Below are 21,696 nucleotides of genomic sequence, written 5' to 3'. Positions count from 1 at the left end.
CTCCTCATTTGGCGTCTTTACTAACGGTATTGAGCAGGAATTTACCGATCAGGTCTTCGAGTACCAGCGACGACTGGGTGTCATGGATGGTTCCACCATCCTTGAGCAAGGCTTCTTCGCCGCCCACGCTGATACCGATGTACTTCTCGCCCAACAAGCCAGCCGTCAGGATAGATGCAGTGGAGTCAGCCGGCAGGTTATCTACGCGCTTTTCCAGTTGCATGGTCACCCGACCGGTGAAGCTGTCGCGGTCCAGATCGATCGCCGTGACCTTGCCGATGGTCACACCGGCCATGGTCACTTTAGCTCTGACCGTCAAACCGGCGATATTGTCGAAGTATGCATAAAGTTTATACGTGTCGGTGCTCGGGCTCGGGGACAGGCCACTGACCCGCAAAGCCAGCAACAGCAAAGCCAGGATGCCAGCCAGCAAGAAAAGGCCGACACCGATTTCCAGGGTGCGGTTTTGCATCAGAAATCTCCAAACATCAAGGCGGTCAGAATAAAGTCCAGGCCGAGCACTGCCAAAGAGGCATACACCACGGTCTTGGTAGTGGCACGACTGATCCCCTCGGAAGTGGGCTCACAGTCATAGCCTTGGAATACGGCGATCCAGGTCACGACGAACGCGAAGACGATGCTTTTGATGATGCCATTGAGCACATCGTCAGTGAACGTCACGCTGTTTTGCATGTTCGACCAGTAGGAACCTTCATAGACGCCCAGCCAGTCGACGGCCACCCACGAACCACCCCAGATACCCACCACGCTGAAAATCATCGCCAGCACCGGCAGGGAAATGAAGCCGGCCCACAGGCGCGGGGCAACGATGTATTTGAGCGGGTCGACACCAATCATTTCCAGACTGGACAGCTGCTCGGTGGACTTCATGTTGCCGATTTCGGCCGTTAGCGCCGAACCGGCACGCCCGGCGAACAACAAGGCCGTCACGACCGGTCCCAACTCACGCAACAGCGTCAGCGCGACCATCTGCCCCACCGCCTGTTCCGAGCCGTAGCTGGACAGGATATTGAAGCCCTGCAGCGCGAGCACCATCCCGATGAACACCCCGGAGACCACAATGATCACCAGGGACATCACGCCAACGGAATGCAACTGCTTGATCAGCAGGCCAAAACCGCCGCCGATGCCACCGCGACCGAGCAAGGCATGAAACAGGAAAATCGTCGAACGTCCGAACACCGCCAGTGCGTCGATGGCAGAGTGGCCGAACCGGCGCACGCGTTCTATTAATGAAATCTTGCGCATCAACGCTTCCCCAGAAGATCTGCGCGGTAGTCCGTCGCTGGAAAGTGGTATGCAACAGGGCCGTCAGGTTCACCGGTCATGAATTGGCGGATCCGTGGTTCCTGGGAGTTCATCAGCTCCTCGGGAGTCCCCTGCCCCAATACCTGACCTTCGCCGACGACATAGATATAGTCGGCGATGCTCGCTGTCTCGGCCAGATCGTGGGACACCACGATACTGGTGATGCCCAGGGCATCGTTAAGCAGACGGATCAGACGCACCAGCACCCCCATGGCGATAGGATCCTGGCCGACAAATGGCTCGTCATACATGAGAATCTGCGGATCGAGAGCAATCGCCCGGGCGAGCGCGACACGACGCTTCATGCCGCCGGACAACTCGTCAGGCATCAGGTCGATGGCGCCACGCAAGCCCACGGCCTGCAATTTAAGCAGGACGATGTCGCGGATCATTTCTTCCGGCAGCTCGGTATGAACGCGCAGCGGGAAGGCGACGTTCTCGAACACATCGAGGTCGGTAAACAGGGCGCCGCTCTGGAACAGCACCCCCATGTGCTTGCGCGCATCGAACAGATCACTGCGCGACAACTTGGGCAGGTTCTGGCCGTTGACCCAGACTTCGCCCTTTGATGGACGCAATTGTGCGCCCATCAATCGCAGCAGCGTGGTTTTGCCACACCCGGAAGGCCCCATGATGCCGGTGACCTTGCCGCGCGGGATACGGATATCGACGTTATTGAAAATGCTGCGCGTTCCGCGCTTGAAGGACAGTCCCTTCAGCTCGACCGCGTAGGCGTTATCGGCACTCATCTAAACTCCTTGCGATGCAGCCTCTCACTCGGACGCCTGGCTCTCTGACGAAAGCACATACCTCCCCGGGCAGGCCGAACTGGCGGCGAACTATATCACTGCAAAGGCCAAGCGCCAAAGGCCCAAGCCAGACCATCTTGTGGCAAAAAGCCTCGTTTAGAGGGTATTCGGCAAGCGGGAATGACAAAGCGTGACGAACTTGCGTGAGGGTTTTGATCATTACCGCTATAATCGCCGCCTTTTCATCAGGCTATACGATTTCTGACATGAGCCAATCCAGCGACCTGATTCAATCAGCACAACGCACCATCCGCCTCGAACTGGAAGCCGTAGAAGGCTTGCTGCCCCATATCGACGCTGATTTCGTACGCGCTTGCGAGATGATTCTGGCCAGCAAAGGCCGCGTGGTAGTGGTCGGCATGGGCAAATCAGGGCACATCGGCAACAAGATCGCCGCCACCCTGGCCAGCACCGGCACCACGGCTTTTTTCGTGCATCCGGCCGAAGCCAGCCATGGCGACATGGGCATGATCACGCGCGACGACATCATCCTGGCCCTGTCGAACTCCGGCTCCACCAACGAAATCGTCACCCTGCTGCCCCTGATCAAGCGTCTGGGCATCCAATTGATCAGCGTGACCGGCAACCCGGATTCACCGCTGGCCAAGGCTGCCGAGGTCAACCTCAATGTTCACGTCGAACACGAGGCCTGCCCGCTGAATCTGGCACCGACCTCCTCCACCACCGCCGCGCTGGTCATGGGCGATGCCCTGGCCGTTGCATTGCTGGAAGCTCGCGGCTTTACCGCTGAAGACTTCGCCTTTTCCCACCCGGGTGGCGCGCTGGGTCGACGTTTGCTGCTGAAAGTGGAAAATGTCATGCACGCCGGACAAGAGCTGCCACAGGTTCAACGCGGCACCTTGCTCAAGGACGCCTTGATGGAAATGACCCGCAAAGGCCTGGGCATGACCGTGATTCTGGAAGCGGACGGCAAGCTGGCCGGGATCTTCACCGACGGTGACTTGCGCCGCACGCTGGACCGCAGCATCGATATCCATAGCGCTACCATCGATCAGGTCATGACCGCCCACGGCAAGACTGCCCGCGCAGAGATGCTCGCCGCCGAAGCCCTGAAAATCATGGAAGACCACAAAATCAACGCGCTGGTCGTGGTCGACAGCGAAGACCGTCCGGTCGGCGCCTTGAACATGCACGACTTGCTGCGTGCGGGAGTAATGTAATGAGCTCGGACCTGCTTCAACGCGGCAAACAGATCAAGCTGGCAGTGTTCGACGTCGATGGCGTGCTGACCGACGGGCGCCTGTATTTCCTTGAAGACGGCAGTGAATTCAAGACGTTCAACACACTGGACGGCCAAGGCATCAAGATGTTGATGGCAGCCGGCGTGCAGACCGCTATCATTAGCGGTCGCAAGACCCCGGTCGTTGAGCGGCGCGCAAAGAATCTTGGCATTCCCCACCTGTACCAGGGTCGTGAAGACAAACTGGTGGTGCTCGACGAACTGCTTGCCCAACTCAATCTAAGCTATGAACAAGTGGCCTACCTCGGCGACGACCTTCCAGACCTACCGGTGATTCGCCGCGTCGGCCTGGGCATGGCGGTCGCCAACGCAGCCAGCTTCGTGCGAGAACACGCCCACGGCATCACCCAGGCCCGTGGTGGCGAGGGTGCCGCTCGCGAATTCTGCGAATTGATCCTGCGTGCCCAGGGCCGCCTTGATGCGGCCAACGCTGCGTACCTGTGAGCCCATTATGCTAAGCAAAAAGTTTCGCAACATTCTGTTGTTCGGCTGCATTGCGGCGCTGTTCGCCGCAGTCGGCTACTGGAACATCAGCCCGGAACGCTTCCTCGACAAACCTGTGGTCAAGGTCGATGAAAGCGCGATCGACTATTACGCGCTCAACGCCCATAGCGTGCAGTTCCTGCCGGACGGCAAATTGCAATACGAAATGACGTCCGACAAAGTCGAACACCTGAAAGCGTCCGAAGTCACGCTACTGACCAATCCCGACCTGAACATGTTTCGCGGCACCCAGTTTCCCTGGCATGTCCAGAGCGAGCACGGAGAGGTCAACCCTGACGGCACTCAGGTCGAGCTGATCGATTCGGTACGCATCACCCGTTTCGACGAAAAAAACCGCAGGACCCTGATTACCACCACCCGTATGACTGTGTTCCCGCAGCAACAATATGCGCAGACCGACCAACCCGTTAGAATCGACGGCGCTGGCGGTGTATCGACAGGCAACGGAATGAAAGCGTACTTGAAAGAAAGCAGGATACACCTGCTATCGAACGTAAGAGGACAGTATGAGGCTCGTTAAAACTCTCCCTATTTTGCTCAGTCTGGGCGCAGCACTGGGAAGCGTGAGCGCCTGGGCTCTGCCGACCGACCAATCCCAGCCTATCCGCATACAGGCCGACGACGCCCAACTGGACGACAAGAACGGCATCGCCACCTATACGGGCGACGTAATCATCACCCAGGGCACGATGAAGGTCACCGGCAACAAAGTGACCATGACCCGCACTCCGACTGGCGACATCGACGTGGTGACTTCGGTGGGCAACCTCGCTTACTTCGAACAACTGCAAACCCAGGGCGACACCAAGCCTGTTCAGGGCTGGGGCGTCACCATCCAGTACCACGCCTCGCAAAACCGTGTCGTGCTGATCGACAAGGCAAAAGTTGTCGACAAGGACAACAACGTCACCCAAGGCGAGAAGATCGTCTACGACACGGCCAAAAAGCTTGCGAGCGCTGGTCGCGCCACGGGCAGCAAGGTCACTGAGGCGCGCCCGCGTATCGACATGGTGATCCAGCCGAAGAAGAAAACCGACGAGCAAAAGGCCCAGTAATGGCAACTCTGAAAGCTCAGCATCTGGCCAAGAGCTACAAGAGCCGCCAGGTCGTGCGCGATGTCAGCCTGTCGATCGACAGCGGTCAAATCGTCGGCCTGCTGGGCCCTAACGGCGCCGGCAAGACCACCTGCTTCTACATGATTGTCGGCCTTGTACAGGCCGATCAGGGGCGCGTACTGATCGACGACCTGGACGTCAGCCACCAGCCCATGCACGGTCGTGCGAAAGCCGGTATCGGCTATCTGCCGCAAGAAGCGTCGATCTTCCGCAAACTTTCGGTGGCCGACAACATCATGGCGATCCTCGAGACCCGCAAGGAGCTCGACAAGGCCGGACGTCGCAAAGAGCTGGAAAGCCTGCTGCAGGAATTCCATATCAGCCACATCCGCGACAACCTTGGTATGAGCCTGTCGGGTGGCGAACGCCGCCGCGTGGAAATTGCCCGGGCACTGGCGACTAACCCGAAATTCATCCTGCTCGACGAACCTTTCGCCGGCGTGGACCCGATTTCGGTCGGCGACATCAAACAGATTATCCACCACCTCAAGGCCAAGGGCATTGGCGTGCTGATCACGGACCACAACGTCCGTGAAACCCTGGATATCTGCGAAACCGCGTACATCGTCAACGATGGCCAACTGATCGCCGAGGGCGACTCTGCCACCATCCTTGCAAACGACCTGGTGAAAGAAGTCTATCTGGGCCATGAGTTCCGCCTGTAAGCATCGAGGTGTCTGGCTAGTCGACTGAGCTCCTGGCGCAATTAACACAGCAGTGTGTTTTTTATTGTTACGGCGCTCTAGGCAAACACTTCAGTTTCAGGCATATAATTTGCTTATGTTTGGCGCTCCGGCGCCCTGTAGTGGATGGCGCATGTGCGCCGGCGAATAAGGTGTTAAGCCCCTGCCATGAAACCATCGCTAGTCTTGAGAATGGGCCAGCAGCTGACGATGACACCGCAGCTGCAACAGGCCATCCGCCTGCTCCAATTGTCGACCCTGGACCTGCAACAGGAAATCCAGGAGGCTTTGGAGTCCAATCCGATGCTCGAACGCCAGGAAGAAGGCGACGACTTCGACAACGCCGACCCCTTGGCCGACAAAGCCGAGCAGCCACCCAACGCCGACATTCAGGAACCCTCCTATCAGGAAACCGCCCCCACGGTGGACAACCTCGAGGAAGGTGACTGGAACGAACGCATTCCCAATGAACTGCCGGTCGATACCGCATGGGAAGACGTTTACCAGACCAGCGCCAGCAGCCTGCCGAGCAACGATGACGACGAATGGGATTTCACCACTCGCACATCGGCCGGCGAGAGCCTGCAAAGCCACCTGTTGTGGCAACTGAACCTGGCACCGATGTCCGACACCGATCGCCTGATCGCCGTGACCCTGATCGACTGCATCAACAATCAGGGCTATCTGGATGAAACCCTCGAGGAAATCCTCGAAGCCTTCGATCCGGAACTGGACATCGAACTGGACGAAATCGAAGCCGTCCTGCACCGCATCCAGCAATTCGAGCCTGCCGGCATCGGCGCTCGCAACCTGGGCGAATGCCTGCTGCTGCAACTACGCCAGCTGCCAGCCAAGACGCCTTGGCTGGCCGAAGCCAAGCGTCTGGTCACTGACTACATCGATCTGCTGGGCAGCCGCGACTACAGCCAGTTGATGCGCCGCATGAAGCTCAAGGAAGACGAACTGCGCCAGGTCATCGAACTGGTCCAGAGCCTCAACCCGCGTCCCGGCTCGCAGATCGAATCCAGCGAAGCCGAGTACGTCGTGCCTGACGTTATCGTGCGCAAGGATAACGAGCGCTGGCTGGTAGAGCTCAACCAGGAATCGGTGCCAAAGTTGCGGGTCAACGCGCAATACGCCGGATTTGTCCGCCGTGCCGACACCAGCGCTGACAACACCTTCATGCGCAATCAGCTGCAAGAGGCCCGCTGGTTCATCAAGAGCCTGCAAAGCCGCAATGAAACCTTGATGAAAGTTGCCACCCAGATCGTCGAGCATCAGCGCGGTTTCCTGGAATACGGCGACGAAGCCATGAAGCCTTTGGTCCTGCATGACATTGCCGAAGCGGTGGGCATGCACGAATCGACGATTTCACGGGTAACCACGCAAAAATTCATGCATACCCCTCGGGGCATTTATGAGTTGAAATACTTTTTCTCCAGCCACGTAAGTACCTCCGAAGGCGGTGAATGCTCGTCCACAGCGATTCGCGCGATCATCAAAAAACTGGTTGCCGCGGAAAATCAGAAAAAGCCGTTGAGTGACAGCAAGATCGCTGGTTTACTGGAGGCACAAGGCATTCAGGTGGCTCGCCGCACCGTCGCCAAGTATCGCGAATCCCTGGGGATCGCGCCTTCGAGCGAACGTAAGCGGTTGATGTAGGGCCACGCCACAGCGTTCCAGTGGCAGGCATTTCTGCCTGCCGCTTTATGCACTGGCAACGAAGGAGAAGCTGTATGCAAGTCAACATCAGTGGACACCAACTGGAAGTGACCGAACCCCTGCGCACCTACATCGGCGAAAAACTCGAACGATTAGAGCGGCATTTCGACAAGATCACCAACGTGCAGGTCACGATGACCGTCGAGAAGCTGAAGCAGAAAATCGAAGCCACCCTGCATATTCCCGGCAATGAAGTGGTCGCCAACGCGGAACATACCGACATGTACGCAGCGATCGATTCACTGACCGACAAGCTGGATAAACAACTCAAAAAGCATAAGGAAAAGACCCAGAGCCTCCTCCAGGGTGCAACCGGTCGTTAACACTCCCAACCCATGATCCGACTTGAAAACATCCTGACCCCCGGCCGTTCCCTCGTGAACGTGCCGGGCGGCAGTAAAAAGAAAGCCCTCGAGCAAATTGCCAACCTGATCGCCCGGGAAGTGCCGGATCTGGAGATGCAAGATGTCTTCGAAGCGTTGATCGCCCGTGAAAAACTCGGCTCGACCGGTTTTGGTAACGGCATCGCCATCCCCCACTGCCGTCTGAAGGGCTGCATCTCGCCCATCAGCGCCTTGATGCACCTTGACGCGCCCATCGATTTCGATGCCATCGACGGGGCCCCGGTTGACCTGCTGTTCGTACTGCTGGTCCCGGAAGCCGCCACCGATGCGCACCTTGAATTGCTTCGTCAAATAGCCAGCATGCTTGATCGCAAGGAAGTGCGGGAAAAACTGCGTAGTGCTCCGAGCAACGAAGCCTTGTATAAGGTTGTTCTGGAAGAGCAAAACGGTCAGTAATCATGCGCTTGATCATCGTCAGCGGCCGCTCCGGCTCGGGTAAAAGCACCGTACTCGATGTTCTCGAGGATAACGGCTACTACTGCATCGACAACCTGCCCGCCGGACTGCTGCCGGAACTGGCCGAGCGTGCGTTGATTCATACCGAATTGTCGCAACCACTGGTCGCCGTATCTATCGATGCGCGCAATCTGCCGAGCCATCTTTCGCGGTTTCCCGAGTTACTCGAGGAAGTCCGTAGCCGGCATATCAAATGCGATGTGCTGTACCTGGACGCCGACGTAGATACCTTGCTCAAGCGGTTTTCCGAGACCCGCCGTCGTCACCCGCTGAGCACCGCCAATCGCTCGTTGGCCGAGGCGATCGAGGACGAAAGCAATCTGCTGGGCCCCATTGCCGACCTGGCCGATCTCAAAATCAACACGACCAACCTGAACCTGTATCAGCTACGCGACACCATCAAGCTGCGCCTGCTGAACCAGCCGGAAGCCGCCACCGCGTTCCTGGTCGAGTCCTTCGGATTCAAGCGCGGCATGCCGGTGGACGCGGACCTGGTGTTCGATGTGCGCTGCCTGCCCAACCCTTACTGGAAGCCGGAACTGCGAGCGCAGTCCGGGCTTGATCAACCGGTGGCCGAGTACCTGGCGGCTCAACCGGACGTCGAAGAGATGTTCCAGGACATTTCCACCTACTTGCTCAAGTGGTTGCCGCGCTTTGCTGCCAGCAATCGTGCTTATGTCACCATCGCCATTGGCTGCACCGGCGGGCATCACCGCTCCGTCTACCTGACCGAACGCTTGGGCCAGGTCCTGCAACAATCCCTGAAGAACGTCCAGGTCCGCCACCGCGACCTCAGCTAAAGGATCCACATCGCGATGCCTGCTCTGGAAATTGAAATCATCAACAAGCTGGGCCTGCATGCCCGCGCTTCTGCAAAATTCGTTGGCGTCGCCGGTGAATTCAAGGAATGCACGATCCGGGTCGGACGTACTCCCGATTCCATGGTGGACGGAAAAAGCATCATGGCGATGATGATGCTTGCCGCAGGCAAGGGAACGATAATTCACCTTAGTACCGAAGGTGAGCAAGCTGATGAAGCCTTGCAGGCGTTGGTGGATTTGATCAATGACTATTTCGGCGAAGGTGGTTAAGCACTCGTCTAGGCGAGTGCCGTATCCATCACCATCATCAAACAAAATCCGATCAACAAGCCAAGGCTCGCGAGTTTGTCATGACCATTGCGTCGCGACTCCGGGATCACTTCGTGGGTCACCACCAACAACATCGCCCCCGCCGCCAACGCCAATCCCAAAGGCAACAACAGTTCGGCAAGGCTTACCAGCCACGCGCACAACAGCGCGAATACCGGCTCGACCAGGCCTGATGCCGCACCCATCAGAAATGCCTTGATCCTCGACATCCCTGCCCCAGCCAGCACCAACGCAATCACCAGCCCTTCCGGCACATCCTGCAGCGCGATGCCCATGGCCAGGCTGTCCGCGTCCGGCATGCCACCGCCGGCAGAAACGCCGACGGCCATGCCCTCAGGGATGTTATGGGCAATGATGGCAAACACGAACAGCCAGATGCGTGGCGGAATCACCGGATGCTCAAGCGTGCCGATGAGCATTTCCGGTGAAGCGCTCGACACCTTGCGATCAACCAGATACAGACCAAACGCCCCGAGCATGATGCCGAAACAGATCAGTCCACTGGCCGACCACGGCGTCAGGCCGAGGCCTTCAGCGGCGGAAATGCCCGGCACGATCAGCGAAAATGCCGTCGCAGCCAGCATCACGCTGGCACCAAACCCCAACAATGTGTCACTGAGCGCCTGGGGCATGCGCCGAATGACCAGCACCGGCACCGCACCGAGCGCGGTGCCGAGCGCGCAGATCGCACCGCCCTGCAACGCCCGCGACAGTCTCGGCTCCAGATCCAGCCACTCCAATCCGTGGGCGACCAACAACGTCATACCCGCCATCAGTAACAGCGATCCCACCGCGTAACGAAACATTCGTCCACTTCCGATCGCCAGTGTTTCAGTGCCCATAGTCAGCCTTGGATTGTTTTATAGAGGACTTAAACCAGCGCGGCCTGATAGCGCGCAGCGACTTCGGGCCAATTGATGACGTTGTAGAACGCATTGATGTATTCCGGACGGCGGTTCTGATAGCGCAGGTAATAGGCGTGCTCCCACACGTCCAGACCAAGAATCGGCGTGTTGCCGTTCATCAGCGGACTGTCCTGGTTGCCGCTGCTTTCCACCACCAGCGTTTTTTGTGGCGTGACACTCAGCCAGGCCCAACCACTGCCGAAACGGGTCAGCGCCGCTTTGGTGAACGCCTCTTTGAAACTGTCCAGACCACCCAGATGCTCATCGATCGCCTTGGCCAGTGCACCTTCGGGATTGCCGCCGCCGTGAGGTGCCATCACTTCCCAGAACAGCGAATGGTTCGCGTGGCCACCGCCCTGATTGATGACGGCGGCGCGCAGTGATTCCGGCAGCTGCCGGACGCTGGCGACCAGCTTCTCAACTGACCACTCGGCGAACTCCGTGCCCTCAACTGCGGCGTTGAGGTTGTTGATGTAGGTCTGATGGTGCTTGGTGTAATGGATTTCCATGGTCTGTGCATCGATGTGCGGTTCCAGGGCGCCATAGGCGTATGGCAAGGCAGGCAAGGTAAAAGCCATTTCAATGGACTCCATGATGTAAAGGCGCAGGCGCGACCGCCGGGCTGTGCAGCAAACGATGGGTGCGCGGGTACTCGCCGTGCTCGCTGATGAAATTCAGCAGTTCGACATAGGTTTTGCTGCTTTGGCGCAGTGCGGCATCGCGCAGGGCCGGTGCCAGACGCGGATCCTGCAGGGTCTGCAACAACCGTTGGTGGATCGCACACAAATACTCGGCGCTCTCCTCCGGCTGGTTCAGCCGCAGATGCAGGTCCGCCAGGTTGTGGTGGGAAATCACGCAAGCCGCCACCGCTTCGTCGGCATCCGCCCAACGCTCAAACAACACTTGAGCCAGGGCCAGTGCCTGCAAGTAAGCCTCGCGGGCATCGACCAGTTCGCCCAGCATGAAACAGTGATTAGCCCTTTCGATCGTGCGTTTCCAGTGCTCCATGGTGAGCCTCCAAAGCGGTGGCAGTGATTACACGCCGCCAGCGGTGAGTTTTTCCGGGTCCAGCAAAACCTCAAGCTGGTTGCGGGTCAGGTCGGTGTGTTCCAGTGCCACGTCGATAACCGGCCGACCTTGCTGATAAGCCTTCTTGGCAATCTCGGCGGCTTTTTGGTAACCAATGATCGGGTTGAGTGCGGTGACCAGAATCGGATTGCGCGACAGCGCTTCCTTGAGTCTGGCTTCGTTGACCTTGAAGCTGGAGATCGCTTTTTCACCCAGCAGATGGCTGGCGTTGGCCAGCAATTCAATGCTGCTGAGCAGGTTCTGGGCGATGATTGGCAGCATCACGTTCAGTTCGAAATTGCCTGACTGACCGGCGATGGTGATCACGGTGTCGTTGCCGATCACCTGAGCGGCGACCATCGCGGTGGCTTCCGGGATCACCGGGTTGACCTTACCGGGCATGATCGACGAGCCCGGCTGCAAGGCTTCGAGCTCGATCTCCCCCAGACCGGCCAGCGGACCGGAATTCATCCAGCGCAGGTCGTTGGCAATTTTCATCAAGGACACCGCCGTCGCCTTGAGCTGCCCGGAGACCGCAACGGCCGTGTCCTGGGAGCCGATCAGCGCAAACAGATCGGTACCGGGCTTGAATGGGACGTGGGTCAGCTCGCTCAGTTGTTGACTGAAACGCGCGGCGAACTCGGGATGCGCGTTGATGCCGGTGCCCACCGCGGTGCCGCCCTGCGCCAGGGATTGCAGGCTTGGCAGCAGGTTTTGCAGATGACCGATGTTGGCTTTGAGTTGCTGCGCCCATCCGTTAAGCACTTGGCTCATGCGCACCGGCATCGCGTCCATTAAATGAGTGCGACCGGTTTTGATGTGGTGATGAACGGTCTCAGCCTTGTGCTCGATCACCTGCACCAGACGCAGCAGCGCCGGCAGCAGCTGTTCATGCAACGCCAGCGCCGCGCTGACATGGATCGTCGTCGGGATAATGTCGTTGCTGCTTTGGCCGCAATTGACGTGATCGTTGGGGTTCACCGGCTCACCGAGTACACGGCTGGCCAGGGTGGCGATCACTTCGTTGGCATTCATGTTCGAGCTGGTGCCCGAGCCAGTCTGGAAGATGTCCACCGGGAAGTGCTGCATGAAATCGCCGTTGAGCAGACCCAATGCCGCCTCGACAATGGCACCGCCCTGAGCTTCGCTGATTTGCTTGAGCTCGACGTTGGCCCGGGCGGCGGCCGCTTTGGCCAGGATCAGCGCGCGGATGAACTGCACGGGCATCGGCTTGCCGCTGATCGGGAAGTTATCCACCGCCCGTTGGGTCTGCGCGCCATAGAGCGCATCCACCGGGACCTGAAGCTCGCCCATGCTGTCGCGTTCAATGCGTGTCTTGGTCATCAGAAAATCCTTGCACCAGTTCTATGAGGGGAATCGAGGGCTGCAACTCGCAGGTCGCCAGTTGCCAGGTGTAGCGTTGCCAGCGCGTGAGGCGGCACTTGCACAGAGAGAGGCGTTCGAGTTCACGCAGCGGGCGCCAGGCCTGGTCGAGGCAGTAAGTGCGCCAATGCCAGGGCAGCGCGACATCGGCGGCAGTGTCGAGTAACAAACGGAAGGAAGTTTCGGCGATGGTCCAGGGAGACGTTGCCGTGCAACAGGCCAAATACCGGCCTTCAGCCAGGTAATGGGCGATCAGGCGTGGTTCGTCAGGGTCCATGGCGCAACGGATCTGGCGACTCATCCAGCGCCAGCTTTCGAGGTAAGGCTGCTCGTGCAAGGCAGAACTCATGATCCGGGCTCATTCGGTAATGAGATTAATTATTAGATGTTAATGAGAACCAAAACAACCCCGATAAAATCGAGGCATAAAAAAGGCGCGTTTCCCACAGCCGGGTAACGCGCCTTTTTGCGTAACGGTTAAGCGTTAGCTACCCGCGACCGTCATGCGTTCGATCAGCACCGAACCTGTGCGAATGTTGCTGCGCAATTCCAGATCATTACCGACCGCAACGATCTGCTTGAACATGTCACGCATGTTGCCGGCGATGGTCACTTCCTGCACGGCAAACTGGATTTCGCCGTTCTCGACCCAGTAACCCGCTGCGCCACGGGAGTAATCGCCGGTGACCATGTTCAGGCCCTGCCCCATCAGCTCTGTGACCAGCAGGCCACGGCCCATGCGACGCAGCAACGCGGCCTGATCTTCATCGCCATGGGTGACAAACAAGTTGTGCACACCGCCGGCGTTGGCAGTACTCGGCATCCCGAGCTTGCGCCCGGAGTACGTGCCGAGGATGTAGGACACCAACTCACCCTTTTCGACGAACGGCTTGGCGTAAGTCGCCAGGCCGTCGCCATCGAACGCGGAACTGCCCATGGCGCGCATCAAATGCGGACGCTCATCGATGGTCAACCACTCCGGAAACAACTTCTGCCCCAGTGTGCCTTCAAGGAACGACGACTTGCGGTACAGACTGCCGCCGGAAATGGCCGAGAGAAAGCTGCCGAACAAACCACCGGCCAGTTCAGCGGAAAACAACACCGGTACTTCGCAGGTCGGTACGGGACGCGCGCCCAGACGGCTCGCCGCCCGCTGCGCGGCACGCTGACCGATGATCGCCGGATCGGTCAGCAAGTTGCCCTGGCGGTTTACGTCGTACCAGTAATCGCGCTGCATCTGGCCATCGGCCTCGGCAATCATCACGCAACTCAAGCTGTGTCGGGTCGACGCGTAGCCGCCGATAAACCCATGACTGTTGCCGTACACGCGGCAGCCCTGATGGGTGCTGAGCGTGGTGCCGTCGGCATTCTTGATTCGGCTATCGGTGGCAAACGCTGCGGCTTCGCAAGCCAGCGCTTGCTCGATGGCTTGTTCCGGAGTGATGTCCCATTGGTGGAACAGGTCGAAATCCTGCAGGTCGCGGGCCATCAACGCAGCATCGGCCAGGCCCGAGGCTTCGTCTTCGGACGTGTGCTTGGCGATGGCCAGCGCCGCCGCGACGGTTTCCCGAATGGCGTCAGGGCCGCTGGCCGAGGTGCTGGCCGAGCCCTTGCGCTGGCCGACATACAAGGTGATGCCAAAGCCCTGATCGCGGTTGAACTCGACGGTTTCGACCTCGCGCTGGCGCACCGACGTCGACAGGCCCTGTTCCAGGGACACGGCGACTTCGCAGGCACTGGCGCCCTGACGCTTGGCTTCAGCAATGATCTGCTCGACTTGTTCTTGCAGTGCCGGCAACGCTTGTGGGCCGACGCTTTCAACTGCACTCATGCTGTTCTCCACTCAAATTCTGCTTTCGGTATGGCCTTCGAGCGACCGGGCCGGACAAGCGGCCCCCGACTGGTTATCATGGCGGCGTTTCTTTGCGGACGGCCACCATGGTTGATTCTTACGACGACTCCCTCGATACGGGAGAAAAAAGCAAATCCCAGGTTAAACGTGAGCTTCATGCTCTGGTTGACCTTGGCGAGCGCCTTACAACACTCAAGCCTGACTTGCTGGCAAAACTGCCGTTGACCGACGCTTTGCGCCGGGCTCTGGGCGATGCCCCCAAGCACACCGCGAATATCGCGCGTAAACGGCACCTCATGTTCATCGGTAAACTGATGCGCGATCAGGACACTGACGCCATTCTGACCTTGCTCGATCAACTCGATGCCTCCACTCGGCAGTACAACGAACGTTTCCATGGCCTGGAACGCTGGCGCGATCGCTTGATCGCGGGCGACGATGCAGTCCTGGAGAAGTTCGTGCTCGACTACCCGGAAGCTGATCGTCAGCAATTGCGCTCCCTGATCCGTCAGGCCCAGCACGAACTGGCGACCAACAAGCCACCGGCATCGAGCCGTAAAATCTTCAAGTACATCCGTGAGCTGGATGAGACTCAACGCGGCCTGCGTTAAGTCCCTTCTCGGGTGAGTCGCCAAGCGGCTCACCCGAAGCTTCTCTTTTCTCAAAAGCCACTTATGCGCCTGTGCCACCCACAGTGATCGCATCGATTTTCAGCGTTGGCTGGCCGACACCCACCGGCACCGACTGCCCATCCTTGCCACACGTACCCACGCCGCTGTCCAGCGCCAGATCGTTACCGACCATCGACACCTTGCTCATGGCTTCCGGCCCGTTGCCGATCAACGTCGCGCCTTTGACCGGGGCAGTAATCTTGCCGTCTTCGATCAGGTACGCCTCGCTGGTCGAGAACACGAATTTGCCGCTGGTGATGTCCACCTGTCCGCCGCCGAGATTGGCGCAGTAGATGCCGCGCTTCACCGAGGCGATGATTTCTGCCGGATCGCTTTCGCCCGCCAGCATGTAGGTGTTGGTCATGCGCGGCATCGGCAGGTGCGCATAAGATTCGCGACGACCGTTGCCGGTACGAGCCACGCCCATCAGACGCGCATTGAGCTTGTCCTGCATATAGCCTTTGAGTACGCCGTTTTCGATCAGCGTGGTGCACTCGGTCGGGGTGCCTTCGTCGTCGACGTTCAGGGAACCTCGACGGCCCGCCAACGTACCGTCATCGACGATGGTGCACAGTTTGGACGCAACCATTTCGCCCATGCGCCCGCTGTAGGCAGAGCTGCCCTTGCGGTTGAAGTCACCTTCCAGACCATGGCCGACCGCTTCGTGCAGCAGCACGCCAGACCAGCCGGAACCCAGCACCACCGGCAACGTACCGGCCGGCGCCGGAATGGCTTCAAGGTTAACCAGTGCCTGACGCAATGCTTCACGGGCGTAACCCATGGCGCGGTCATCGCTGAGGAAATAACGGTAATCGGTACGACCACCGCCACCATGACCGCCACGCTCGCGGCGACCGTTCTGTTCGACGATCACACTGACATTGAAGCGCACCAATGGCCGTACATCCGCAGCCAGGCCGCCGTCAGTAGAGGCCACCAGAATCCGCTCCCAGACACCGGCCATGCTCACAGTGACTTGCTGGATACGCGGATCGAGAGCACGAGTAGCCGCATCGATGCGTTTAAGGAGTTCGACTTTTTCGGCGCGGCTGATCACTTCCAGCGGGTTGTCCGGCCCATACAACTGGGCGACGTCCTGGGTCGTGAAAGCCTGCACCGTGCCGTTCTGCCCGGCGCGGGAGATTGAGCGCGCGGCACGGGCCGCGGCACCGAGGGCTTCCAGGGTGATGGCATTGCTGTAGGCAAAACCGGTCTTTTCACCCGATTGCGCGCGTACGCCGACGCCCTGGTCGAGGTTGAAGCTGCCTTCCTTGACGATCCCGTCTTCCAGCGCCCAGGACTCGGAAATCTGCCCCTGGAAATACAGGTCGGCAGCATCGATACCCGGGCCAGCCAGGTCGCCGAGCACGCCTTGCAAGCTCTCGATCGTTACGCCACCGGGCGCCAGGAGGTGTTCACTGACTGAGGACAACAACTCGCTCATATGCTTTACGCCTTCAATTCATCGTTCTGAGGCAGGTCGCTGAGCGCCCTGCGAGAAAAAGCGCCGGTGACTGGACACCGGCATCCGCGCCCGGATGGACGCCTGTTCGCTGCTATCTCGTTCGGCCAGCAGCACGGCCTCGCCTTGATCCTGTTGCGCCAGTATCCGGCCCCAAGGGTCGACGATGGCGGCATGCCCCCAGGTTTCTCGCGGCCCCGGATGAGTCCCACCCTGCGCGGCCGCCAGCACATAACATTGAGTCTCGATGGCTCGGGCGCGAATCAGCACATCCCAATGCGCCGCCCCGGTCACCGCGGTAAACGCCGACGGTGCGGTAATCAATTCCGCCCCGGCAGCCCGTAATTCGCTGTACAACTCCGGGAAGCGCAGGTCGTAACACACCGTCAGGCCGACTCGACCGACCGGCGTATCCGCAACCACCACGCCACTGCCATAAGCATAGTCATCGGACTCGCGATAACGCCCGCGATTGTCCGCAACGTCCACATCAAACAAGTGCAGCTTGTCGTAGCGCGCCACCGTTTCGCCATGGTCATTCACCAACAGCGAACAGGCATGCACCTTCGCCGTCGGTTGATCCACCGGCGGCAACGGCAATGTGCCGGCGACTATCCATAACTTGAGGTCGAGGGCGGTCTGTTTCAACCATGGCAGGATCGGCCCGTCGCCCAACGCCTCGGCGCGGCCGATATCGGCGATGTCGCGACGGCCCATCGCGGCGAAGTTTTCCGGCAGCACGGCCAGTTGCGCGCCACCGGCCGCCGCTTGCTCAAGCAGGCGGCGAGCCTGGGCCAGATTGGCCAGCACATCGCTCTGGCTGACCATTTGAATCACCGCTACAGACATGGCCTTTCCTTACTTGAGAAGTGTCCGCCAACCTGTAGCAGCTGGCGAAGCCTGCGTCCGGCTGCGCAGCAGTCGTAACACCGGATTGCACGGTTTACCTGCAAGACCATGTTGACCGGGTTCACGACTGCTGCGCAGCCGGACGCAGGCTTCGCCAGCTGCTACAGGATCTGCGTCGCTGATTGAAATGTGTTCGGCCATGCTACTCCATCGCCTTGGCGAGTGCCTTTTCGAAAAGCGACTCAAAAAGGTTTGTCGAAGGTGATTTTCGGCTCTTTCCACGGGCCTTTGACGGTGTATTTCACACTGGCAAACCGCGCCATGCGATCACCAATCAGTTTGTCGATCAGGAACAGCGCGCCGCCAACGGCCGGCGCGCCAACGATCAACGCGGCAATCGGCAAGTTGTTGGTAACCGGTAACGTCACCAGCAATTTGGCGTCGATTTGATCACCCACCAGATTGAGCGTGCCATCGAGTTCAACATTGCTGGACGGACCGGTCATCCGGATCGGTTCACGGGTGACGTAGACGCCATTGGTACCGACCAGCAAACCTTTGACCCGGTCATAACTCAACCCTTTGCCGAACAGGTCGGAAAAGTCCAGGCGCAAACGGCGACCGATGGAATTGAAGTTAAGCAAGCCGAAGACTCTCAGCGCCTGGGCACTGCCGTCGACTTCAACAAACTGGCCCTTGGTAAGGGAGGCATCAAGGGTGCCGGAGAACCGTTTGCTGGCCAGCCACGCCGGCGAACCGGGCCAGCGACCGTCAACATCCATATGGAACTCTTCGCTGGTGACACTCGGTGCAAACCCCCAGCCCTTGAGCACATCGGCTAGATTCTTGCCGCTGATTCGCCCCTTGTACCAACTGCTGGAACTCCCTGGCGCACCTTCCCAACCGCCACTGCCCTGCAACAGAATGCCTTTGAGCCCCATGTCCAGGTTATTGAATGCAATACCCCGAGGCGTCGGACGGACTTTCAGCGACCAGCCACCCACCAGATCCTGGCCCAGGAACAGCTGATTGATGGTGATGTCCAGCGCCGGAATTTTTGTCGGGTCAACCGTGGCCAGAGGGTCGGGCGCATTATCGTCGGTCAGTGCCTTGGGATCCGGCGCGGGTAGCCGCACGTATTGCAGATTGACCGTGATCGGCGCGCCTTTCGCGTCAGGCACACCGACCGTGCCTTTGACCTGCTGGCTGTCGAGCTGCAAAGCCCAGGCGGCGGGCTTTCGGTTTATCTGCACCGATGCCTTGTCGAGGGTACTGCCCAGTGCACTGAGCTTGCCAATCTGGAAGTCTGCACCGCTGAAGAACTGCTTGGCATTGCCACCCGGATCCTGGCCAGCGTACTTGTCCACCAAATCCTTCCAGGGGCCGACATCCAGTTCCGACAGTACGCCACGCACGCGCAGGCCTTTGGTACCGGGCAACACGGCATTGCCACCACCGAGGAACAGCTCACCACGACCTTCGGCAAAATTGCCGTTCGGGGCTGCAAACGTGAAGTTTGCCAACTCACCATAGTTGACCCAATAACGACGCTCCGCACCTTGCAAGGTCATGCGAAATGTCGTGTCGCGCCCCGCATCGGCTGCCATGCCGAACGGAGCCGGCAGATCAACCGTCACGCCTCTGAGGTTGGAATTGACCATCAACTGGCTGTCGGCGCCATCCAGGGTCAGTTGCAATTGATACGGGATCACCCCGGACACCGGCAACGGCTGAGTCACGTTCAACCACTGAGTGAGTTTTTTGACTTCGACATGACCGGAAGCCGTAACGCGAGTCTTGAGATTGCTGGCGTTGCCATCAGCGAAAATCTGCGCGGTGACCGGTTTATCAAAGGCACGGGCGCTGATGTTCTGCCCGCTCAGACCCTTGGTGCTGTCGAAGCGGAAATCGCCCTTGAGCTGAGTCAGCTCCAGCGGTGGTTCGGGAAGTTTCAGACGCGCCTTGGCTGTTTTGAAGTCAACCAGAATTTTCGGCTTCTCGTCTTTGACCAGCGGGATATCCAGTTTCAGTTTGCCTTGCAGCTCGCCCTCACCTTCCCATTTGGCGAAGGTTTCAGCTGTACCGATGGGGGCCTCCTGAAGAATCTTCAGCCCATCACCCAAGCCGCCAGCAAACTCGCCGTCAAGGAACAGGTGGACGCTTTTTCCATCCGGCACATGGGGAATATTGACGTAGATGTCCTTGACCTGAGTGTCGAGCAACTGGCCCTTGCTGGCCAGAATCCGCACACCACTGTCTTCGACAAACACATCACCCGTGACTTTGCTGACATGCGGCCAGCCTGGCTGGAACGCCAGCTCGGCATCGTGCACCTTGAAGAACAGGCTGATGCTGCGGGCGGTATCAGCGACGCCATGGTTCAGCGACCCCTGATACTGGAAGAAACCTTCATCCACCGCGCCTTTGAGAATGGCCGTACGCAACCATTCGTCGAGTGCGGGGCTGAGGACGGTCGGCAGGTACTTGGCGGTGTAGCGCCCATCGCCTTCCACCATACCCACCCGCAGGTCCATGTAATCTTCCTTGGCGGGATCAAAATACAGGCGAATCAGAAAATCGCCGGCAATCTTGCCCTCTTCGCCAAGCACCTTGAGGTAGGGCGCGATCAGGGTGAAGCCTTCTTTATCGAGTTTCCAGGTCAACGTGGCGTTGGCCTGGATGTACTGCCATGGCTTGGCGAAAATGGGGTCCAGGTGCAGGACAAAGTCCTTGCTGTCCATGCGCAGCTCACCCTTGCCGAGGTCACCGCTGATGCTGCCGCTTACATTTCGCGCCGCCGGGGCGCCGGCATAGGCATCAAAACCTACCCGGTCAAGGTTCGCGGCGAAGCTGAACTTGCTGTCGTCAGTGGCATTGGGCCGCATGTCGATCAGCACATTACGCAGCCCACCGGTCACTTTGAGTTTTTCGACTGCCGTGGCGACACCTTTGGGCAGTGGGCCCAAGGCGTTCAGCAGCGGCGTGAGCGGGGTGAGGTCGAGTCGATCGGCTTGCAGGTGCCAGAGTTCTTCGACCTTGTCAGTGGCCGACGTCTGTTTGAGTTGCAGATGCGACTCCCAGCGCGTCTCGCCGAAGCTCATGGCCAGCGAATCCAGGGTCACCAAGAAGCCTTCGGCATTGCGCTGGAAATAGCCATTGAGCGCCAGGTTGTTGATCTGGATCGGCTTGCGCTCGGCGTACGCCCCTTTGAGTTGCGGCGCGTTGAGGCGAATCGCCGCGCTTTGCAATGTGCGCTGGCCCCAATTGATCCAGAGCTCGCCGCCGGCCTTGATCTCGGAAAAATTCCATTGCTGGGTCAGGCGCTCGGGCAGCCATTTCGACCAATCGCTTTGCGGCAGGCTCAGATAGGCCTCGGCCTCCCCATCCTGCCACTGGCTGGCGCGGATACGGGTACGCAGGCTCATGGCCACTGGCTGGCCATCAGGCAGGGTCATTCGGGCATCGAGACGCTGCCGCGAAGCTCCGGTTTTCAGAGTGAAGCCGACGTAGGTCAAGGTCAGCGCCGGTTGATCCAGTGGTTGCAAGGTCACCTGACTGTCGATCACCGACAACTGCTGGACGATCTGCATGCGATTGAGCAGTTGCTCGGGATCCAGCGGCTGATCCTTCTGCACCGGCAACCCTTCCAGCGCCCACTGCCCGTCGGTGCCTTCCTTGAGGCTGATCTTCAGGCCATTGAGCTCCAGGTGAGCGATGCGCAACTGACGAGCCAACAGGCTGCCCCAAAGGTCAGGCACCGCACGCACCTGATCCAGGCGCAAGGCATTGGCACCTTCGCCGACCGTTACGTCATGGGCGAACAGGATCGGCGCAAAACCACTCCAGCTGCCTTCAAGCTCGCCGATTTGCAATGGCACGCCGAAGGCCTCACGGGCTTTGGTTTCGACCTCGGCCCGGTATTCAGCCACCAGTGGCGTCAGCTCCCGGCCGAGGCTGACGTACAACGCCATCAACACCAATGCCAACGCGCACAGGCCCAGCCCCCAGCGGGTGAGTGCGACCAAAATGCGTGTCAGACGCTCCATGTCAGTTGGCTCCCATGGCAAAAATG

The 21,696-nt window shown here is 59.2% G+C and carries 23 protein-coding genes; 11 read left to right on the top strand and 12 right to left on the bottom strand.

Annotation, left to right across the window (positions count from 1 at the left end):
- Positions 1-4: 4 nt before the first annotated feature.
- The 3 genes from mlaD to LOY55_RS04300 are packed head-to-tail and all read right to left on the bottom strand — an operon-like array spanning position 5 to position 2,078.
- The gene (gene mlaD, locus LOY55_RS04310) at positions 5-472 is read right to left on the bottom strand and encodes an outer membrane lipid asymmetry maintenance protein MlaD (RefSeq protein ID WP_046026814.1); all 468 of its coding nucleotides are present in this window, start codon (positions 470-472) and stop codon (positions 5-7) included.
- Complete coding sequence (mlaE, locus tag LOY55_RS04305) at positions 472-1,269, bottom strand: lipid asymmetry maintenance ABC transporter permease subunit MlaE (RefSeq protein WP_109787874.1); 798 nt, start codon at positions 1,267-1,269, stop codon at positions 472-474. The genes mlaD and mlaE overlap by 1 nt, the downstream gene beginning before the upstream one ends.
- On the bottom strand, positions 1,269-2,078 hold the full coding sequence (locus LOY55_RS04300) for an ATP-binding cassette domain-containing protein (protein WP_109787873.1): 810 nt from the start codon (positions 2,076-2,078) through the stop codon (positions 1,269-1,271). Before LOY55_RS04300 ends, mlaE begins: the two co-directional genes overlap by 1 nt.
- 266 nt (positions 2,079-2,344) lie before the next feature.
- On the opposite strand from LOY55_RS04300, the gene LOY55_RS04295 reads away from it, so the two are divergent.
- From LOY55_RS04295 to LOY55_RS04250, 10 genes are all read left to right on the top strand, one after another.
- Complete coding sequence (locus tag LOY55_RS04295) at positions 2,345-3,319, top strand: KpsF/GutQ family sugar-phosphate isomerase (protein WP_007942750.1); 975 nt, start codon at positions 2,345-2,347, stop codon at positions 3,317-3,319.
- Positions 3,319-3,843 carry an HAD family hydrolase gene (locus tag LOY55_RS04290; RefSeq protein WP_046026817.1) on the top strand — a complete coding sequence of 175 codons (525 nt, stop codon included), beginning with the start codon at positions 3,319-3,321 and terminating at the stop codon, positions 3,841-3,843. Before LOY55_RS04295 ends, LOY55_RS04290 begins: the two co-directional genes overlap by 1 nt.
- A gap of 7 nt (positions 3,844-3,850) precedes the next feature.
- Positions 3,851-4,423: an LPS export ABC transporter periplasmic protein LptC gene (lptC, locus tag LOY55_RS04285; protein WP_109787871.1), complete on the top strand. Its 573-nt coding sequence runs from the start codon at positions 3,851-3,853 to the stop codon at positions 4,421-4,423.
- Complete coding sequence (lptA, locus tag LOY55_RS04280) at positions 4,410-4,958, top strand: lipopolysaccharide transport periplasmic protein LptA (RefSeq protein WP_046026819.1); 549 nt, start codon at positions 4,410-4,412, stop codon at positions 4,956-4,958. Before lptC ends, lptA begins: the two co-directional genes overlap by 14 nt.
- Positions 4,958-5,683: an LPS export ABC transporter ATP-binding protein gene (gene lptB / locus LOY55_RS04275; RefSeq protein WP_045061453.1), complete on the top strand. Its 726-nt coding sequence runs from the start codon at positions 4,958-4,960 to the stop codon at positions 5,681-5,683. Before lptA ends, lptB begins: the two co-directional genes overlap by 1 nt.
- A gap of 186 nt (positions 5,684-5,869) precedes the next feature.
- Positions 5,870-7,363 (top strand): RNA polymerase factor sigma-54, encoded by a 1,494-nt coding sequence (locus LOY55_RS04270; protein WP_109787870.1) that lies wholly within the window; start codon positions 5,870-5,872, stop codon positions 7,361-7,363.
- Positions 7,364-7,437: 74 nt separating this feature from the next.
- On the top strand, positions 7,438-7,746 hold the full coding sequence (hpf, locus tag LOY55_RS04265) for a ribosome hibernation-promoting factor, HPF/YfiA family (RefSeq protein ID WP_046026821.1): 309 nt from the start codon (positions 7,438-7,440) through the stop codon (positions 7,744-7,746).
- 12 nt (positions 7,747-7,758) lie between these two features.
- Positions 7,759-8,223, top strand: coding sequence for a PTS IIA-like nitrogen regulatory protein PtsN (gene ptsN / locus LOY55_RS04260; RefSeq protein WP_046026822.1), 465 nt, complete (start codon positions 7,759-7,761; stop codon positions 8,221-8,223).
- A 2-nt stretch (positions 8,224-8,225) separates the two neighbouring features.
- Positions 8,226-9,083, top strand: a complete 858-nt coding sequence (gene rapZ / locus LOY55_RS04255) for an RNase adapter RapZ (protein WP_223523729.1) — start codon at positions 8,226-8,228, stop codon at positions 9,081-9,083.
- Positions 9,084-9,098: 15 nt separating this feature from the next.
- The gene (locus LOY55_RS04250; protein WP_223523727.1) at positions 9,099-9,374 is read left to right on the top strand and encodes an HPr family phosphocarrier protein; all 276 of its coding nucleotides are present in this window, start codon (positions 9,099-9,101) and stop codon (positions 9,372-9,374) included.
- An 8-nt stretch (positions 9,375-9,382) separates the two neighbouring features.
- Here the strand turns inward: LOY55_RS04250 and LOY55_RS04245 are convergent, their stop codons facing one another.
- The 6 genes from LOY55_RS04245 to pmbA all read right to left on the bottom strand — a co-directional run bounded on the left by LOY55_RS04245 (position 9,383) and on the right by pmbA (position 14,621).
- The gene (locus tag LOY55_RS04245; RefSeq protein WP_223523725.1) at positions 9,383-10,276 is read right to left on the bottom strand and encodes a ZIP family metal transporter; all 894 of its coding nucleotides are present in this window, start codon (positions 10,274-10,276) and stop codon (positions 9,383-9,385) included.
- 29 nt (positions 10,277-10,305) lie between these two features.
- On the bottom strand, positions 10,306-10,917 hold the full coding sequence (locus LOY55_RS04240) for a superoxide dismutase (RefSeq protein ID WP_223523723.1): 612 nt from the start codon (positions 10,915-10,917) through the stop codon (positions 10,306-10,308).
- 1 nt (position 10,918) lies between these two features.
- On the bottom strand, positions 10,919-11,347 hold the full coding sequence (locus tag LOY55_RS04235; RefSeq protein WP_046026827.1) for a hypothetical protein: 429 nt from the start codon (positions 11,345-11,347) through the stop codon (positions 10,919-10,921).
- A gap of 27 nt (positions 11,348-11,374) precedes the next feature.
- Positions 11,375-12,751, bottom strand: coding sequence for an aspartate ammonia-lyase (locus LOY55_RS04230; protein ID WP_223523721.1), 1,377 nt, complete (start codon positions 12,749-12,751; stop codon positions 11,375-11,377).
- Positions 12,732-13,139, bottom strand: coding sequence for a hypothetical protein (locus LOY55_RS04225; RefSeq protein WP_046026829.1), 408 nt, complete (start codon positions 13,137-13,139; stop codon positions 12,732-12,734). The genes LOY55_RS04230 and LOY55_RS04225 overlap by 20 nt, the downstream gene beginning before the upstream one ends.
- 135 nt (positions 13,140-13,274) lie before the next feature.
- A complete protein-coding gene (gene pmbA, locus LOY55_RS04220; protein ID WP_046026830.1) occupies positions 13,275-14,621 on the bottom strand; it encodes a metalloprotease PmbA in 1,347 nt (448 codons plus the stop codon).
- Positions 14,622-14,728: 107 nt separating this feature from the next.
- Here pmbA and yjgA point away from each other — a divergent pair, with 107 nt between their 5' ends.
- A complete protein-coding gene (yjgA, locus tag LOY55_RS04215; RefSeq protein WP_008026892.1) occupies positions 14,729-15,253 on the top strand; it encodes a ribosome biogenesis factor YjgA in 525 nt (174 codons plus the stop codon).
- 61 nt (positions 15,254-15,314) lie between these two features.
- On the opposite strand, the gene tldD is transcribed toward yjgA, so the two are convergent.
- The 3 genes from tldD to LOY55_RS04200 all read right to left on the bottom strand — a co-directional run bounded on the left by tldD (position 15,315) and on the right by LOY55_RS04200 (position 21,670).
- Positions 15,315-16,757, bottom strand: a complete 1,443-nt coding sequence (tldD, locus tag LOY55_RS04210) for a metalloprotease TldD (protein ID WP_046026831.1) — start codon at positions 16,755-16,757, stop codon at positions 15,315-15,317.
- An 18-nt stretch (positions 16,758-16,775) separates the two neighbouring features.
- Positions 16,776-17,624: a carbon-nitrogen hydrolase family protein gene (locus LOY55_RS04205; protein ID WP_046026832.1), complete on the bottom strand. Its 849-nt coding sequence runs from the start codon at positions 17,622-17,624 to the stop codon at positions 16,776-16,778.
- A gap of 242 nt (positions 17,625-17,866) precedes the next feature.
- Complete coding sequence (locus LOY55_RS04200; protein ID WP_223523719.1) at positions 17,867-21,670, bottom strand: YhdP family protein; 3,804 nt, start codon at positions 21,668-21,670, stop codon at positions 17,867-17,869.
- Positions 21,671-21,696: the final 26 nt, after the last annotated feature.

Source organism: Pseudomonas sp. B21-040 (assembly GCF_024748695.1).
GTDB lineage: Bacteria > Pseudomonadota > Gammaproteobacteria > Pseudomonadales > Pseudomonadaceae > Aquipseudomonas.
Note: the sequence above shows the minus strand (reverse complement) of the source record. Positions and strands in the feature narration are given on the sequence as shown.

What these genes read in the sequence shown, in the direction of transcription:
- mlaD (WP_046026814.1), bottom strand. Translation starts at nt 472, where the DNA reads ATGCAAAACCGCACCCTGGAAATCGGTGTCGGCCTTTTCTTGCTGGCT.
- mlaE (WP_109787874.1), bottom strand. Translation starts at nt 1,269, where the DNA reads ATGCGCAAGATTTCATTAATAGAACGCGTGCGCCGGTTCGGCCACTCT.
- LOY55_RS04300 (WP_109787873.1), bottom strand. Translation starts at nt 2,078, where the DNA reads ATGAGTGCCGATAACGCCTACGCGGTCGAGCTGAAGGGACTGTCCTTC.
- LOY55_RS04295 (WP_007942750.1), top strand. Translation starts at nt 2,345, where the DNA reads ATGAGCCAATCCAGCGACCTGATTCAATCAGCACAACGCACCATCCGC.
- LOY55_RS04290 (WP_046026817.1), top strand. Translation starts at nt 3,319, where the DNA reads ATGAGCTCGGACCTGCTTCAACGCGGCAAACAGATCAAGCTGGCAGTG.
- lptC (WP_109787871.1), top strand. Translation starts at nt 3,851, where the DNA reads ATGCTAAGCAAAAAGTTTCGCAACATTCTGTTGTTCGGCTGCATTGCG.
- lptA (WP_046026819.1), top strand. Translation starts at nt 4,410, where the DNA reads ATGAGGCTCGTTAAAACTCTCCCTATTTTGCTCAGTCTGGGCGCAGCA.
- lptB (WP_045061453.1), top strand. Translation starts at nt 4,958, where the DNA reads ATGGCAACTCTGAAAGCTCAGCATCTGGCCAAGAGCTACAAGAGCCGC.
- LOY55_RS04270 (WP_109787870.1), top strand. Translation starts at nt 5,870, where the DNA reads ATGAAACCATCGCTAGTCTTGAGAATGGGCCAGCAGCTGACGATGACA.
- hpf (WP_046026821.1), top strand. Translation starts at nt 7,438, where the DNA reads ATGCAAGTCAACATCAGTGGACACCAACTGGAAGTGACCGAACCCCTG.
- ptsN (WP_046026822.1), top strand. Translation starts at nt 7,759, where the DNA reads ATGATCCGACTTGAAAACATCCTGACCCCCGGCCGTTCCCTCGTGAAC.
- rapZ (WP_223523729.1), top strand. Translation starts at nt 8,226, where the DNA reads ATGCGCTTGATCATCGTCAGCGGCCGCTCCGGCTCGGGTAAAAGCACC.
- LOY55_RS04250 (WP_223523727.1), top strand. Translation starts at nt 9,099, where the DNA reads ATGCCTGCTCTGGAAATTGAAATCATCAACAAGCTGGGCCTGCATGCC.
- LOY55_RS04245 (WP_223523725.1), bottom strand. Translation starts at nt 10,276, where the DNA reads ATGGGCACTGAAACACTGGCGATCGGAAGTGGACGAATGTTTCGTTAC.
- LOY55_RS04240 (WP_223523723.1), bottom strand. Translation starts at nt 10,917, where the DNA reads ATGGCTTTTACCTTGCCTGCCTTGCCATACGCCTATGGCGCCCTGGAA.
- LOY55_RS04235 (WP_046026827.1), bottom strand. Translation starts at nt 11,347, where the DNA reads ATGGAGCACTGGAAACGCACGATCGAAAGGGCTAATCACTGTTTCATG.
- LOY55_RS04230 (WP_223523721.1), bottom strand. Translation starts at nt 12,751, where the DNA reads ATGACCAAGACACGCATTGAACGCGACAGCATGGGCGAGCTTCAGGTC.
- LOY55_RS04225 (WP_046026829.1), bottom strand. Translation starts at nt 13,139, where the DNA reads ATGAGTTCTGCCTTGCACGAGCAGCCTTACCTCGAAAGCTGGCGCTGG.
- pmbA (WP_046026830.1), bottom strand. Translation starts at nt 14,621, where the DNA reads ATGAGTGCAGTTGAAAGCGTCGGCCCACAAGCGTTGCCGGCACTGCAA.
- yjgA (WP_008026892.1), top strand. Translation starts at nt 14,729, where the DNA reads ATGGTTGATTCTTACGACGACTCCCTCGATACGGGAGAAAAAAGCAAA.
- tldD (WP_046026831.1), bottom strand. Translation starts at nt 16,757, where the DNA reads ATGAGCGAGTTGTTGTCCTCAGTCAGTGAACACCTCCTGGCGCCCGGT.
- LOY55_RS04205 (WP_046026832.1), bottom strand. Translation starts at nt 17,624, where the DNA reads ATGTCTGTAGCGGTGATTCAAATGGTCAGCCAGAGCGATGTGCTGGCC.
- LOY55_RS04200 (WP_223523719.1), bottom strand. Translation starts at nt 21,670, where the DNA reads ATGGAGCGTCTGACACGCATTTTGGTCGCACTCACCCGCTGGGGGCTG.